12 protein-coding genes and 4 tRNA genes are annotated in these 13,055 nt (G+C 58.3%); 7 read left to right on the top strand and 9 right to left on the bottom strand.

Translation table 11 applies throughout. The features are described 5' to 3' along the window. Positions 1-118 precede the first annotated feature (118 nt). On the bottom strand, positions 119-1,135 hold the full coding sequence (locus AB4P97_RS19190) for an outer membrane protein assembly factor BamD (protein ID WP_042561129.1): 1,017 nt from the start codon (positions 1,133-1,135) through the stop codon (positions 119-121). Positions 1,136-1,286: 151 nt separating this feature from the next. Between AB4P97_RS19190 and rluD the strand changes: the two genes are divergently transcribed. The 7 genes from rluD (at position 1,287) to AB4P97_RS19155 (ending at position 6,373) form a co-directional block, all read left to right on the top strand. Beyond that, positions 1,287-2,249: a 23S rRNA pseudouridine(1911/1915/1917) synthase RluD gene (rluD, locus tag AB4P97_RS19185; protein WP_042561128.1), complete on the top strand. Its 963-nt coding sequence runs from the start codon at positions 1,287-1,289 to the stop codon at positions 2,247-2,249. After that, positions 2,246-2,968, top strand: a complete 723-nt coding sequence (gene pgeF, locus AB4P97_RS19180) for a peptidoglycan editing factor PgeF (protein ID WP_395601477.1) — start codon at positions 2,246-2,248, stop codon at positions 2,966-2,968. Before rluD ends, pgeF begins: the two co-directional genes overlap by 4 nt. A 130-nt stretch (positions 2,969-3,098) precedes the next feature. Continuing rightward, positions 3,099-5,663, top strand: a complete 2,565-nt coding sequence (gene clpB, locus AB4P97_RS19175) for an ATP-dependent chaperone ClpB (protein ID WP_042561126.1) — start codon at positions 3,099-3,101, stop codon at positions 5,661-5,663. 296 nt (positions 5,664-5,959) lie between these two features. After that, a tRNA-Asn gene (locus AB4P97_RS19170) sits at positions 5,960-6,035 on the top strand. A gap of 9 nt (positions 6,036-6,044) precedes the next feature. Further along, positions 6,045-6,121, top strand: a tRNA-Pro gene (locus tag AB4P97_RS19165). 5 nt (positions 6,122-6,126) lie between these two features. Continuing rightward, a tRNA-Lys gene (locus AB4P97_RS19160) sits at positions 6,127-6,202 on the top strand. A 94-nt stretch (positions 6,203-6,296) separates the two neighbouring features. Further along, positions 6,297-6,373 (top strand) — tRNA-Pro (locus AB4P97_RS19155). A gap of 136 nt (positions 6,374-6,509) precedes the next feature. Here AB4P97_RS19155 and AB4P97_RS19150 read toward each other — a convergent pair. From AB4P97_RS19150 to AB4P97_RS19115, 8 genes are all read right to left on the bottom strand, one after another. Next, a complete protein-coding gene (locus AB4P97_RS19150) occupies positions 6,510-6,917 on the bottom strand; it encodes a hypothetical protein (RefSeq protein WP_042561125.1) in 408 nt (135 codons plus the stop codon). A 294-nt stretch (positions 6,918-7,211) separates the two neighbouring features. After that, positions 7,212-8,510 carry an NAD(P)/FAD-dependent oxidoreductase gene (locus AB4P97_RS19145; RefSeq protein ID WP_395601476.1) on the bottom strand — a complete coding sequence of 433 codons (1,299 nt, stop codon included), beginning with the start codon at positions 8,508-8,510 and terminating at the stop codon, positions 7,212-7,214. A gap of 63 nt (positions 8,511-8,573) precedes the next feature. After that, entirely contained in the window at positions 8,574-8,747 is a 174-nt protein-coding gene (locus AB4P97_RS19140; protein ID WP_042561123.1) for a DUF3094 family protein, read from the bottom strand. Positions 8,748-8,798: 51 nt separating this feature from the next. Continuing rightward, on the bottom strand, positions 8,799-9,326 hold the full coding sequence (locus AB4P97_RS19135; RefSeq protein WP_042561122.1) for an MOSC domain-containing protein: 528 nt from the start codon (positions 9,324-9,326) through the stop codon (positions 8,799-8,801). Then, positions 9,323-9,949: a DUF1780 domain-containing protein gene (locus tag AB4P97_RS19130; RefSeq protein ID WP_007909887.1), complete on the bottom strand. Its 627-nt coding sequence runs from the start codon at positions 9,947-9,949 to the stop codon at positions 9,323-9,325. The genes AB4P97_RS19135 and AB4P97_RS19130 overlap by 4 nt, the downstream gene beginning before the upstream one ends. 57 nt (positions 9,950-10,006) lie before the next feature. Next, the gene (gene dctM, locus AB4P97_RS19125; RefSeq protein ID WP_042561121.1) at positions 10,007-11,290 is read right to left on the bottom strand and encodes a C4-dicarboxylate TRAP transporter large permease protein DctM; all 1,284 of its coding nucleotides are present in this window, start codon (positions 11,288-11,290) and stop codon (positions 10,007-10,009) included. After that, on the bottom strand, positions 11,287-11,919 hold the full coding sequence (locus AB4P97_RS19120; RefSeq protein ID WP_042561120.1) for a TRAP transporter small permease: 633 nt from the start codon (positions 11,917-11,919) through the stop codon (positions 11,287-11,289). The genes dctM and AB4P97_RS19120 overlap by 4 nt, the downstream gene beginning before the upstream one ends. 73 nt (positions 11,920-11,992) lie before the next feature. Then, complete coding sequence (locus tag AB4P97_RS19115; protein ID WP_395601475.1) at positions 11,993-12,988, bottom strand: TRAP transporter substrate-binding protein; 996 nt, start codon at positions 12,986-12,988, stop codon at positions 11,993-11,995. Positions 12,989-13,055: the final 67 nt, after the last annotated feature.

Raw genomic sequence — 13,055 nt, 5'->3', positions numbered from 1 at the left:
GCTTTTCGACGGATGATTCGGCAGTTTAGCCAAGGTCCTGACAAGCGCACAGCGCTATTAAGGGCGGTAATGAAAAAGGGAGATCCGAAGATCTCCCTTTTCTTTGCATCCGGTGTGATCAGTCGAACACGCCGAAAGTCATGTAGCTGAACCACGAGCGGTCGGTGTCGGCAGATTCCGGCTCCGGCTCTTCGATCACGTCGCCGTTCTCGTCTTTAGGCTTGAGCTCGTTCGGGATCGAGTCTTTCGCGTCCTGGTACTGCTTCTGCACGTCCTGGTTGGCGCGGGTCTCTCCCGGCGGCAGTGGCGGACGCGACTCGATCAGACCGAGGGTCGCCTTGCTCAGGAACGAACGGTTGTCGGCTTCTGCAACCCTTGGCACGAACTGGCCGTCTTGCAGGGTCGGGTGATCCGGGTAGTTGAGCTTCAGGGTTTCCAGGCTGGTGTTGGCCAGTTCGTCCAGGTGCAGACGCTGGTAAGCCTCGGTCATCACCGCCAGGCCGTCGCCGACCGATGGGGTTTCCTGGAAGTTTTCCACTACATAACGGCCACGGTTGGCGGCGGCGACGTAAGCCTGACGGGTCAGGTAATAGTCGGCTACGTGGATTTCGTAGGCGGCCAGCAGGTTGCGCAGGTAAATCATGCGCTGCTTGGCGTCCGGCGCGTAGCGGCTGTTCGGGTAGCGGCTGGTCAGCTGCGCGAACTCGTTGTAAGAGTCGCGGGCAGCGCCCGGGTCACGCTTGGTCATGTCCAGCGGCAGGAAGCGCGCCAGCAGGCCGACGTCCTGGTCAAAGGAAGTCAGACCCTTGAGGTAATACGCGTAATCCACGTTCGGATGCTGCGGATGCAAACGAATGAAACGCTCCGCGGCAGACTTTGCAGCCTCCGGCTCAGCGTTCTTGTAGTTGGCGTAGATCAGTTCGAGTTGTGCCTGATCAGCATAGCGACCGAACGGATAACGCGACTCCAGGGCCTTCAGCTTGGCTGTGGCGCTGGTGTAGCTATTGTTGTCCAGGTCCTGCTGAGCCTGCTGATACAGCTCGGCTTCACTCAGGTTTTCGTCTACGACTTCCTTCGATGAGCAAGCAGCGGTCAATGCGAGGATGGCGATCAGCAGCAGGTGTTTCACTTGCATGGCGGCTTGCGTCCCTATGACGGCCGCTGTCTTGGGCGGGGCCGTCCTGTTATGATGAGCGCCCCGTTGAAAAGCCTCGGGGCAAAAGACGCCGTATTTAACCACAAGCGCGCAGCCGAAACCAAAAGCTGTGCCGACGCACAGTCAGAGCATGTCCGATAAAATTGAACTTCGCGCAGAGGTGCCGTCCGAATTGGGCGGCCAACGCCTCGATCAAGTCGCTGCCCAACTCTTCGCTGAGCACTCACGCTCGCGCCTTTCCGCCTGGATCAAAGAAGGTCGCCTGACTGTGGACGGGGCGGTCATCCGCCCGCGCGACATCGTTCATGGCGGTGCCATCCTTGAACTGACTGCCGAGCAGGAAGCTCAGGGTGAGTGGATCGCCCAGGACATCGAACTCGATATCGTCTACGAAGATGACGACATCCTGGTGATCAACAAGCCTGCGGGCCTGGTGGTGCACCCGGCTGCCGGTCACGCTGATGGCACGCTGCTCAACGCCTTGCTGCACCATGTGCCGGACATCATCAATGTCCCGCGCGCCGGTATCGTGCATCGTCTGGACAAGGACACCACCGGTCTGATGGTGGTGGCCAAGACCATTCAGGCGCAGACAAAGCTTGTTACTCAATTGCAGAGTCGCAGCGTCAGCCGGATCTACGAGTGCATCGTGATTGGCGTGGTCACCGCCGGGGGCAAGATTAACGCCCCGATCGGTCGTCACGGCCAGCAGCGCCAGCGCATGGCGGTGATGGAGGGCGGCAAGCCTGCCGTCAGCCACTATCGCGTGCTGGAGCGTTTCCGTTCCCACACTCACGTGCGGGTCAAACTGGAAACCGGTCGTACTCACCAGATTCGCGTGCACATGGCGCACATCAACTTCCCGTTGGTCGGCGATCCGGCGTACGGCGGTCGCTTCCGCATTCCGCCAGCCGCGAACGTGAACATGGTCGAAACCCTCAAGCAGTTCCCGCGTCAGGCACTGCACGCGCGTTTCCTTGAGCTGGATCATCCGACGACCGGTCAGCGCATGAGCTGGGAATCGCCGTTGCCGGAAGATTTCGTCTGGCTGCTGACCCTGCTCAAACAGGATCGCGAGGCGTTCATCGGATGAACTGGCTGACGCCGGACTGGCCTGCGCCGGCCAGCGTCAGGGCCTGTGTCACCACCCGCGAGGGAGGTGTCAGCGAGGCGCCGTTCGACAGCCTCAATCTGGGTGATCATGTTGATGATCGTCCCGAGGCTGTTGCCGAGAATCGTCGGCGACTGACCGATCACTTCTCTATAAAGCCTGCCTGGTTGCAGCAAGTTCACGGGATAGCCGTGGTTCATGCTGATCCAGGCATTGTTGCGACAGCAGATGCTAGTTGGACGGCAACGCCGCGCATTGCCTGCGCGGCGATGACGGCGGACTGTTTGCCGGCTCTGTTCTGCAATCGCGCGGGCACTCGTGTTGCGGCAGCCCATGCCGGTTGGCGTGGTCTGGCAGCAGGCGTGCTTGAGGCAACTCTCGACAGCCTCGATGTTCCGGCTGCAGAGGTGCTGGTCTGGCTCGGTCCGGCCATTGGCCCCAAAGCCTTTGAAGTCGGCCCGGAAGTACGGGAAGTCTTCATCAATCAACTGCCTGAAGCAGCAGAAGCGTTCGTACCGAGCGACAATGCCGGCAAGTTCATGGCTGACATCTATCTGCTGGCGCGCCTGCGTCTGGCTGAACGGGGTGTCACGGCTGTTTATGGTGGCGGTTTCTGCACCGTGACCGATCCGCGCTTCTTTTCTTACCGCCGTGCGTCGCGCACCGGTCGTTTCGCCTCCCTTGTTTGGCTCACCCGCTAAACTCTCTGATCTGCATCAACTCACCGACGCTTGAATCTCCCAGAATCGACCGCATCTACAGTGGTATCTGGCAGGTTTCTTTATTCAGGATGGTTTTCAGGTCCGGCCTGCTCAAAAGGAAGGTGACCCCATGCGTATAGACCGTTTAACCAGCAAATTACAGTTGGCCTTGTCCGACGCCCAGTCGTTGGCTGTCGGCCACGATCATCCGGCCATCGAGCCGGCGCACTTGATGCAGGCCATGCTTGAACAGCAGGGTGGTTCGATTAAACCTCTGCTGATGCAAGTAGGCTTTGACGTCAACAGTCTGCGAAAAGAGCTGACCAAAGAGCTCGATCAATTACCAAAAATCCAGAACCCGACTGGCGACGTGAATATGTCGCAGGATCTGGCGCGCCTGCTCAACCAGGCTGATCGTCTGGCCCAGCAGAAGGGCGATCAGTTCATTTCCAGCGAACTGGTGTTGCTCGCTGCGATGGACGAAAACAGCAAGCTCGGCAAACTGTTGCTCGGCCAGGGCGTGAGCAAGAAAGCTCTGGAAAACGCGATCAACAACCTGCGCGGTGGCGAAGCCGTTAACGACGCCAACCACGAAGAGTCGCGTCAGGCGCTGGATAAGTACACCGTCGACCTCACCAAGCGTGCCGAAGACGGCAAGCTTGATCCGGTGATCGGCCGTGACGACGAAATCCGTCGCACCATCCAGGTTCTGCAGCGTCGCACCAAGAACAACCCGGTGTTGATCGGTGAGCCTGGCGTGGGTAAAACCGCGATTGCCGAAGGTCTGGCCCAGCGCATCATCAATGGCGAAGTGCCGGATGGCCTCAAGGGCAAGCGTCTGCTGTCCCTCGATATGGGCGCACTGATTGCCGGTGCCAAGTATCGCGGTGAGTTCGAAGAGCGCCTGAAATCGCTGCTCAATGAGCTGTCGAAGCAGGAAGGGCAGATCATTCTGTTCATTGACGAACTGCACACCATGGTCGGTGCCGGTAAGGGCGAAGGCTCCATGGATGCGGGCAACATGCTCAAGCCTGCGCTGGCTCGCGGCGAGTTGCATTGCGTTGGCGCAACCACGCTCAACGAGTACCGCCAATATATAGAGAAGGATGCGGCCCTCGAACGGCGCTTCCAGAAAGTTCTGGTGGAAGAGCCGAGCGAAGAAGACACCATCGCGATCCTGCGTGGCCTCAAAGAGCGTTACGAGGTTCACCATAAAGTCGCGATCACCGACGGCGCGATCATTGCGGCGGCCAAGCTCAGCCACCGTTACATCACTGATCGGCAGTTGCCGGACAAGGCCATCGACCTGATCGACGAGGCCGCCAGCCGCATCCGCATGGAGATCGATTCCAAGCCGGAAGTGCTGGATCGTCTGGAGCGCCGTTTGATTCAGTTGAAAGTTGAATCTCAGGCACTGAAGAAAGAAAGCGATGAAGCGGCGATGAAACGCTTGGAAAAACTTCAGGAAGAAATCGTCCGTCTTGAGCGCGAGTACTCGGACCTGGAAGAAATCTGGAACTCGGAAAAAGCCGAGGTGCAGGGTTCTGCACAGATTCAGCAGAAGATCGAACAGTCCCGTCAGGAACTGGAAGCCGCGCGCCGCAAAGGCGATCTGAACCGCATGGCGGAGTTGCAGTACGGGGTCATCCCGGATCTGGAACGCAGCCTGCAAATGGTCGACCAGCACGGCAAGAGCGAAAACCAGTTGCTGCGCAGCAAGGTGACTGAGGAAGAAATCGCGGAAGTCGTGTCGAAGTGGACCGGCATCCCGGTGTCGAAAATGCTCGAAGGCGAGCGCGACAAGCTGATGAAGATGGAAAGCCTGTTGCACAAGCGCGTGATCGGTCAGGAAGAGGCGGTCGTGGCGGTCTCCAATGCGGTGCGTCGTTCGCGCGCCGGGTTGTCCGACCCGAATCGTCCGAGCGGCTCGTTCATGTTCCTCGGCCCGACCGGTGTCGGTAAAACCGAGCTGTGCAAGGCTCTCGCCGAGTTCCTCTTTGATACTGAAGAGGCGATGGTGCGGATCGACATGTCCGAATTCATGGAGAAACATTCCGTGGCACGGCTGATCGGTGCGCCACCGGGATACGTCGGTTACGAAGAGGGCGGTTATCTGACCGAAGCGGTACGGCGCAAGCCTTACTCTGTGATCCTCTTGGACGAAGTCGAGAAGGCGCATCCGGATGTGTTCAACATTCTGCTGCAAGTGCTTGAGGATGGCCGTCTGACCGACAGTCATGGCCGTACGGTCGATTTCCGCAATACCGTGATTGTCATGACCTCTAACCTCGGCTCGTCGCAGATCCAGGAGCTGGTCGGTGATCATGAGGCACAACGTGCGGCCGTCATGGACGCGCTGACTTCCCACTTCCGTCCGGAGTTCATCAACCGGGTCGACGAGGTGGTGATCTTCGAGCCTTTGGCGCGGGATCAGATCGCGGGTATCACCGAGATCCAGTTGGGCCGCCTGCGCAGCCGTCTGGCCGAGCGCGAGCTGAAGCTGGAACTGAGTCCGGAGGCGATGGACAAGCTGATTGCCGTCGGCTACGACCCGGTCTATGGCGCACGTCCTCTGAAGCGGGCGATCCAGCGCTGGATCGAAAACCCGTTGGCGCAACTGATCCTGTCGGGGCATTTCCTGCCTGGCGCGACAGCAACAGGTGCAGTGGAGAACGACGAAATCGTTTTCAACTGATCCGCAGCGTCAATAAAATAAGGAAGGCCTCGCATTGCGAGGCCTTTTTTTCGCCAGGCTGTTGAACTGAAAGGAAAAGGCTTGTAAAGTGCGCCCCGCAGTCAGTCACCCACAAGGGTTTCAGCTCACTGAGCGGAAATCTGAAATAAGTTGCAAATCATTAACTTGAAAGCGATTTAGGGGGTTGACAGAGGTGTTCTAGGTTGTAGAATAGCGCGCCTCAGACACACGAACGCAGCGATGCGAACGGAGTCTGAAAGCTGCAAGTTTCACCGTTGTAAATTGAAATATGTAGTTCCGTGATAGCTCAGTCGGTAGAGCAAATGACTGTTAATCATTGGGTCCCAGGTTCGAGTCCTGGTCACGGAGCCAATTTCAAACCGGGGTATAGCGCAGTCCGGTAGCGCGCCTGCTTTGGGAGCAGGATGTCAGGAGTTCGAATCCCCTTACCCCGACCATTTTTGGGTCGTTAGCTCAGTTGGTAGAGCAGTTGGCTTTTAACCAATTGGTCGTAGGTTCGAATCCCACACGACCCACCATTTTTGAAACCAGTTAACGCTGGGATCGAATCTTAAGATCAGAGGCCAAAAGCGCTGATCGAAGAAGGCGATCGAAAGGTCGCCTTTTTTTTACCGGGGTATAGCGCAGTCCGGTAGCGCGCCTGCTTTGGGAGCAGGATGTCAGGAGTTCGAATCCCCTTACCCCGACCATATTAAAAATCCTCGTATCGAAAGATACGGGGATTTTTTTTGTCCGGCATTTATAAGCCCCACAGCAACAGTGCTTGTTTGGGGCGTAAAAAAGCCGCGTTTTCCAAAGGAAGACGCGGCTTTGTCTACAGCCGACTCAGGCGCCGTCTTGATCCTTCAGGTGTTCGAACAGACCCTTGGGCATTTTCTTGCCGTTGGCTTCGAAGTTGGCTTTCACGTTGTCATACGCCTCTTGCTCATCGATGAAGCCGTCATGGTTGGTGTCGATCTTGTCGAAGTCGGATTTCGGCGCGACTTTGATGAACTCGGCGCGCGAGACTTTGCCGTCGCCATCGCTGTCAGTCTTGGCCATCGAGGCGTCGCCGCATTTGCCCTCACCGCATTTGCCTTCCGGGGTTTTTACCGAGGTTTCTGCTGAAGCGACCATGTAGCCCTGAGCCAGTGGCTGCGCGGCGAATACCGAGCCGGACAGCATCAGGCCTCCCGCCAGTGCAGCGCCGAACAGGCCAATGGATTTTTTGCCGAGAGTCGAGTGATGGGACATTGCATTCTCCTACGGTTGCACAGCGCAACCACACGTTAAGGGCGATCAGCCGGAGCAGGTGTGCTCAGGTGGGGCCATTAGGCGGTGGCGGTGTATCGCGTCTGTGTCGTGGAGCGGGGCGTTTGTAAGCGAAGGTGGGGAGAGCGGGGCGGGATACAGTCAGACACATCTCTGCAGATCACCCTCAAACCCTGTAGGAGCATTCGAGTGAAACGAGGCTGCGATCTTTTGATCCTGATCTTTAAAAACCAGGTCAAAAGATCGCAGTGTGCCGCAGCTCCTACAGGTATTGCATCAGTGCAGCTTCAGACGCGGCTCAGTCCCGCGACCGATCTTGCTGCCCAGCATCAGCATTGCCGTGCGGAAAGGCCCGTACAGCGCCATCTGGTGCATGCGATACAGAGACACGTAAAACATCCGCGCCAGCCAGCCTTCGAGCATCACGCTGCCGGTCAGGTTGCCCATCAGGTTACCCACAGCCGAGAAGCGCGACAGCGAAATCAGCGAGCCGTAGTCGGTGTATTTGTACTCCGGCAGGGTCTTGCCTTCGATGCGCAGTTTCAGCGACTTGGCCAGCAGTGACGCCTGTTGATGCGCGGCTTGCGCACGCGGCGGCACGTTGCGGTCGGAGCCCGGTTGCGGGCATGCGGCGCAATCGCCGAACGCGAAGATGTTTTCGTCGCGGGTGGTTTGCAGGGTTGGTAGCACTTGCAGTTGATTGATGCGGTTGCTTTCCAGGCCATCGAGATCCTTGAGGAAACCCGGTGCGCGAATGCCCGCCGCCCAGACCTTCAGGCTGGCCTTGATCTCGTTGCCATCGGCGGTAATCAGGCTGTCGGCCGTCACTTCGCTGACCGACGCGTTGGTCATCACGTTGACCCCGAGTTTCTCCAGCGTCTTGTGCACCGGCCCGCTGATGCGCTCCGGCAGGGCAGGCAGCACCCGTGGCCCGGCTTCGATGAGGGTGATGTGCATGTTTTCCGGTTTGATGCGGTCGAGGCCGTACGCCGCCAGTTCATGCGCCGCGTTGTGCAGTTCTGCCGCCAGCTCGACGCCGGTAGCACCGGCGCCGACGATGGCCACGCTGATCTGCTGGACCACATCGGACTGCCCGGCATGGGCACGCAGATAGTGGTTGAGCAGCTGCTGGTGGAAACGCTCGGCCTGTTTGCGGGTGTCGAGGAACAGGCAGTGCTGCGCGGCGCCCTGAGTGCCGAAATCGTTGGTGGTACTGCCTACTGCGATCACCAGCGAGTCATAAGCCACTTCGCGGGCGGGCACCAGTTCGACGCCGTTTTCGTCGTAGGTGGCGGCCAGCTGGATTTTTTTCGCGGCACGATCAAGCCCGCTCATGCGCCCCAGCTGGAACTCGAAGTGGTTCCATTTTGCCTGGGCAACATAGTTGAGTTCGTCTTCGGAGGAGTTCAGCGATCCAGCCGCCACTTCGTGCAACAGCGGTTTCCAGATGTGCGTCAGGTTCGCGTCGACCAGCATCACACTGGCCGTGCCGCGCTTGCCCAGAGTCTTACCCAGGCGGGTAGCCAACTCCAGACCGCCGGCGCCGCCGCCGACAATAACAATACGATGGGACATAGGGATAACTCGCAAGGTTTTTAAAAGAAATCGGTGCGATTACCCGAGCGAGCGCGATGCAGCTCATAGCGTCAGGTAACTGATAAATCGGCTCAACAGGCCGAGACCAATGGTCACTGCCAGCACCAGCACCAGGAGCATCCAAGGCCGGAAAGGCCGGCGCTCGACACGGTGTTGGGAAAGTTGCAGGTACTCTTCGACATGCTTTTGGTCTTCGGGTTTCAGGCGGCTGGTCATAAAGGCCTCGTCAGGTAGACGTTGCTGAATGTGCAGAAGCTACAGCGGTTTTCAACCGGGGTTGAACGCAGCATAGCCGCTGTCCGGAACCGGTTCGACACAGAGGCTATCGTCGAGGCGAATGATGCCGCTTTGTAACACTCGCGCGGTGATTCCGCCATGCCCGCGCACCGCTTGAAAGGTGCCGGGGCCGAGGTTGTTCTGCAGGCGTGCGCAGGGCTGGCACCAGCCGGTGGTTTCGAAAATCGCCTGACCGATACGAAAGCGCCTGCCCTTGAGGCTGAACAGGTTGATCCCGCTTATAACGAGATTGCGCCGCAGATCTTCAGGTTTTACCGGTTGATCGTGCGGGCGTCCCATCAATGCGCTGATCACGGCCAGATGTTCCCACTGAATCAGCGTCACTTGCCGCGCGTTGCGCACCCCGGGGCGGGCGTGGTCGCCGGTCAGTCCGGCTTCAAGGCGTGCTTCAACGGCATCGAGTTCGATCATCGGTCCACGGGATTCGGGGCGCACGCCGATCCAGCGCACGGTGCCGGTTTGCGGGACATCGGCGATCAATTGCTGAAGTGGTGTCACAGGCTGATCCCTACATCGAAGACGATGCTGCGCCCCAGGTTACTGCGCAGAAAGTCCGGTGCATCGGGGTGCGCAAACAGCACGCGGGCGAACGTCGGGCCGACGAGGGACAGCGAACGCCAGCCCTGACGCAAATATTCGGTCGGCGGTGGAAAGTGGCTGTTGAGGTCCAGCACTTCGCGCTTGAGGCTGGCGAACGCGATGATGTCCAGCTCGCCCAGATCCATGCCGCGCTCCTTGTAGTTGTGGGCTTTTTTGCGCAGCGTCGGCGCGAGGCGCAAGAGGAATTCATTGGCCGGAATCCGCTTTGGCTTGGCTTCGCGGCGCACCAGTTGACTGAGGGAAAACGCGCTACGCCGACGTTGCAGTTCATCGCGCCATTCGTCGTTAAGCCTGCGCCCCTCGTCGAGGACGAAGAATACTTCGAAGTTGGCGTCGCGAAACAGCACGTCCGGCGGCTCGCCGGCAGGCGCGAATTCGTCGGCGCGATAAGGAATGTTCAGGCCTTGCAGCAGGCGCTGGCAGACCCAACGCTCACGCTCCCATTTGCGGGCATTGGACAGGAATGCGTTGGCCTGCTCGGCCGCGATGGTCAGCAGGCGTAAGTAATCTGAGTCATCCATAGGCCAAGCTTAGCGTTCAAATGTGATCGAAGTAGTGGCCAGGAAAACTCTTCCCGGTTACGTCATCCCCAGCCAGTTTGGCAGGGCCAGCGAAATCCACGGTACATAGGTTATCAATATCAGGAACAGTAACAGGATAATCAGCCAAGGCATCGCCGCACGGATGGTGGCACCCAGCGACATGCCTGTCACCGCCGACGTGACGAACAGGTTCAGCCCCACGGGCGGAGTAATCAGCCCGATCTCCAGGTTCACCACCATGATGATGCCCAGGTGGATCGGGTCGATCCCCAACTGCACGGCAATCGGAAACAGGATCGGCGCCAGGATCAGGATGATTGCCGAAGGCTCCATGAACGCCCCCGCCACCAGTAATACGATGTTCACCACCAGCAGGAACGTCACCGGCGTCAGCCCCGCGCCGATGACCCAGGCGGTGATCTGTTGCGGAATTTGCTCGGTGGTCAGCACATGAGCGAACAGCATGGCATTGGCGATGATGAACATCAGCATGATGCTCAGCTTGGCGGATTCCAGCAGCACTTTCGGTGTCTCACGGAACGTCATGTCCTTGTAGACGAACAGTGCAATGAATGCCGAGTAGACCGCCGCGACTGCCGCCGCCTCGGTCGGGGTGAACATTCCTGAGTAGATGCCGCCCAGGATGATGACCATCAGCAACAGGCCCCAGATGGCTTTGCGTGCTGCCGTAAACCATTCACGAACGGTGGCACGAGGCATGGCGGGCAGGTTTTTCCTGACGGCGACGACATAGATAGCCACCATCAGCGCGGTACCCAGCAGCAAACCCGGTATGACTCCGGCCATGAACAGCTTGCCGACCGAGGTCTCCGTCGCAGCGGCATATACCACCATGACGATGGAGGGTGGAATGAGAATGCCCAGCGTACCGGCATTGCACACGATGCCGGCACCGAACGCCTGTGGATAACCGGAGCGGACCATGCCCGCAATTGCGATGGAACCCACGGCCGCGACCGTTGCAGGGCTCGAGCCGGACAGCGCGGCGAACAACATGCACGCGAGGACGGCTGCGATGGCCAGACCACCGCGAATATGACCGACACACGCATTGGCAAAGTCGATCAGGCGTCGCGCCACGCCGCCCGTGGTCATGAACGCGCCGGCCAGCAAAAAGAACGGGATCGCCAGTAACGTGTAGTGCTCGGATGTCTCGAATAACTTGATGGCCAGTGAGCGCACGGAGTCGGGGCTGAACAGAATGATCGTCATCGAACCGGCCAAACCCAGGGAAATGGCGATCGGCACGCCGATGAACATCAGCACGAACAGGGCGACGAAGAGGAACAGAATGGTCATTTCTTGTCATCCTCATGTTCGGTCAGTTTCATCGCATCTGCGGCTTCATCGGCCAGGCCCAAACCGGTTTGACGGTGTTGCACAATGCGCACGAGGATTTCGGCAAAGCGAATGAACACCAGAGCGAAACCGACAGGCACGATCAGCCCGATGTGCCACTGCATGATGCCGTAGTGACCGAGATCCTCGGCGCCGATACCGGCGATGAACAACGTCTGAATCCATTCGAAACTGCTGACACTGAGCAGCCCCGCATAGGCGAGACAGCACAGGCAGGCGATGATGGCGATGATGCGCTGAGCCGGTTTGCTGGCCAGCTTCACCAAGGCATCGACGCCGATATGCCCGGCAGTGCGCACGCCATAGGACAAGCCAAAAAAGATCAGCCAGGCAAACAGGGCTTTGGTCAACGCGATGCTCCACGTCATGGCCTGGGCCATCCCCATGATGCTGTCGCCAATCGCGAATAACGGTTCACTTGCGCCTTGCCATTGCTCAGCGAAGCTGTAGAAAACGCTATAGAGGTTGTTCAGGATGACGTAAACGAACGTCACCAGCGTCATTGCCGCCAACAGGAAAACAATGAAGCCTTCCTCGAAGTGGTCCCAGATGCGCCGCAAGGCATTCATGAGTAACTGCTCCCGATCGAGTGACGACAATGAAACAGGTGCCGCCCTTTTGAGGCGGCACATGCGGGCAGATTTACTGAGCCTGGTTTGAGGCGTCGGCGGCCTTGATCAGGTCGGCGCCGATAGCACCTTCGAACTTCGCCCAGACCGGCTTCATTTTTTCACGCCACTCGCCACGTTGTTCCGGAGTCAGCAGGATGATTTCAGTGGTTTTGGCGTCGACGATATGCTGTTTGGCGTCCTGGTTGAGCTTCTCGGCGTCTTTGTTCACCTGAGCGGTAACCTCGACGATTATTTTGTCCAGTTCGGCTCTCACATCCGGCGGCAGGCCATTCCAGAACTTGGTATTGGTGATCAGCATGTAGTCGAGCAAGCCATGGTCGGATTCGGTGATGAACTTCTGCACCTCGTGCATTTTCTGACTGAAGATGTTCGAGTAAGGGTTTTCCGCGCCATTCACGACACCGGTCTGCAAGCTCTGATACACCTCGGCGAAGCTCAACTTGCGCGGGTTGGCTTTCACTGCTTTGAATTGTTCATCCAGTACGGCCGACGCCTGTACACGGAATTTCAGACCCCGGGCATCGCCCGGTACAACCAGCTTCTTGTTGGCGGACAACTGCTTCATGCCGTTGTGCCAATAAGCCAGGCCTGTGATGTTCTTGCTTTCCATCGACTTGAGCAGTTCCTGGCCTTGAGGGCTGCGCTGGAAACGGTCGACGGCCGAGATGTCGTTGAACAGGAACGGCAAGTCGAATAGCTGCAATTTCGGTGTGTATTGTTCGAACTTTGCCAGCGACGGAGCAATGAGTTGCACATCGCCCAACAGCAGTGCCTCCATTTCCTTGCCGTCGCCAAACAACGAAGAGTTCGGGTAGACCTCAACCTTGACCTTGTCCTTCAGGCGTTCTTCGACGAGTTTCTTGAATAGCAGGGCGCCTTGACCCTTGGGCGTTTGCTCGGCGACTACATGGGAAAACTTGATAATGATTGGATCGGCCGCCAGCGCCAGGCCCGATACGCCCAGCGCAAGTGCGCAGACGACTGCGTTGCGCAATGATTTAAGCATTGAGATGTTCCTCTTGTTTTAGTTCTCGTGCGGCTCATGACTCAAAAGCGTTTGCACGGTGGACAAG

It is taken from the genome of Pseudomonas sp. A1230 (assembly GCF_044218825.1).
Lineage (GTDB): Bacteria > Pseudomonadota > Gammaproteobacteria > Pseudomonadales > Pseudomonadaceae > Aquipseudomonas > Aquipseudomonas iridis.
Note: the sequence above shows the minus strand (reverse complement) of the source record. Positions and strands in the feature narration are given on the sequence as shown.

Excerpts from the sequence above, each read along its gene's own strand:
- AB4P97_RS19130 (WP_007909887.1), bottom strand. The coding sequence starts at position 9,949 with ATGGATGACTCAGATTACTTACGCCTGCTGACCATCGCGGCCGAGCAG.
- clpB (WP_042561126.1), top strand. The coding sequence starts at position 3,099 with ATGCGTATAGACCGTTTAACCAGCAAATTACAGTTGGCCTTGTCCGAC.
- AB4P97_RS19115 (WP_395601475.1), bottom strand. The coding sequence starts at position 12,988 with ATGCTTAAATCATTGCGCAACGCAGTCGTCTGCGCACTTGCGCTGGGC.
- pgeF (WP_395601477.1), top strand. The coding sequence starts at position 2,246 with ATGAACTGGCTGACGCCGGACTGGCCTGCGCCGGCCAGCGTCAGGGCC.
- AB4P97_RS19150 (WP_042561125.1), bottom strand. The coding sequence starts at position 6,917 with ATGTCCCATCACTCGACTCTCGGCAAAAAATCCATTGGCCTGTTCGGC.
- AB4P97_RS19190 (WP_042561129.1), bottom strand. The coding sequence starts at position 1,135 with ATGCAAGTGAAACACCTGCTGCTGATCGCCATCCTCGCATTGACCGCT.
- AB4P97_RS19140 (WP_042561123.1), bottom strand. The coding sequence starts at position 8,747 with ATGACCAGCCGCCTGAAACCCGAAGACCAAAAGCATGTCGAAGAGTAC.
- dctM (WP_042561121.1), bottom strand. The coding sequence starts at position 11,290 with ATGACCATTCTGTTCCTCTTCGTCGCCCTGTTCGTGCTGATGTTCATC.
- rluD (WP_042561128.1), top strand. The coding sequence starts at position 1,287 with ATGTCCGATAAAATTGAACTTCGCGCAGAGGTGCCGTCCGAATTGGGC.
- AB4P97_RS19145 (WP_395601476.1), bottom strand. The coding sequence starts at position 8,510 with ATGTCCCATCGTATTGTTATTGTCGGCGGCGGCGCCGGCGGTCTGGAG.
- AB4P97_RS19120 (WP_042561120.1), bottom strand. The coding sequence starts at position 11,919 with ATGAATGCCTTGCGGCGCATCTGGGACCACTTCGAGGAAGGCTTCATT.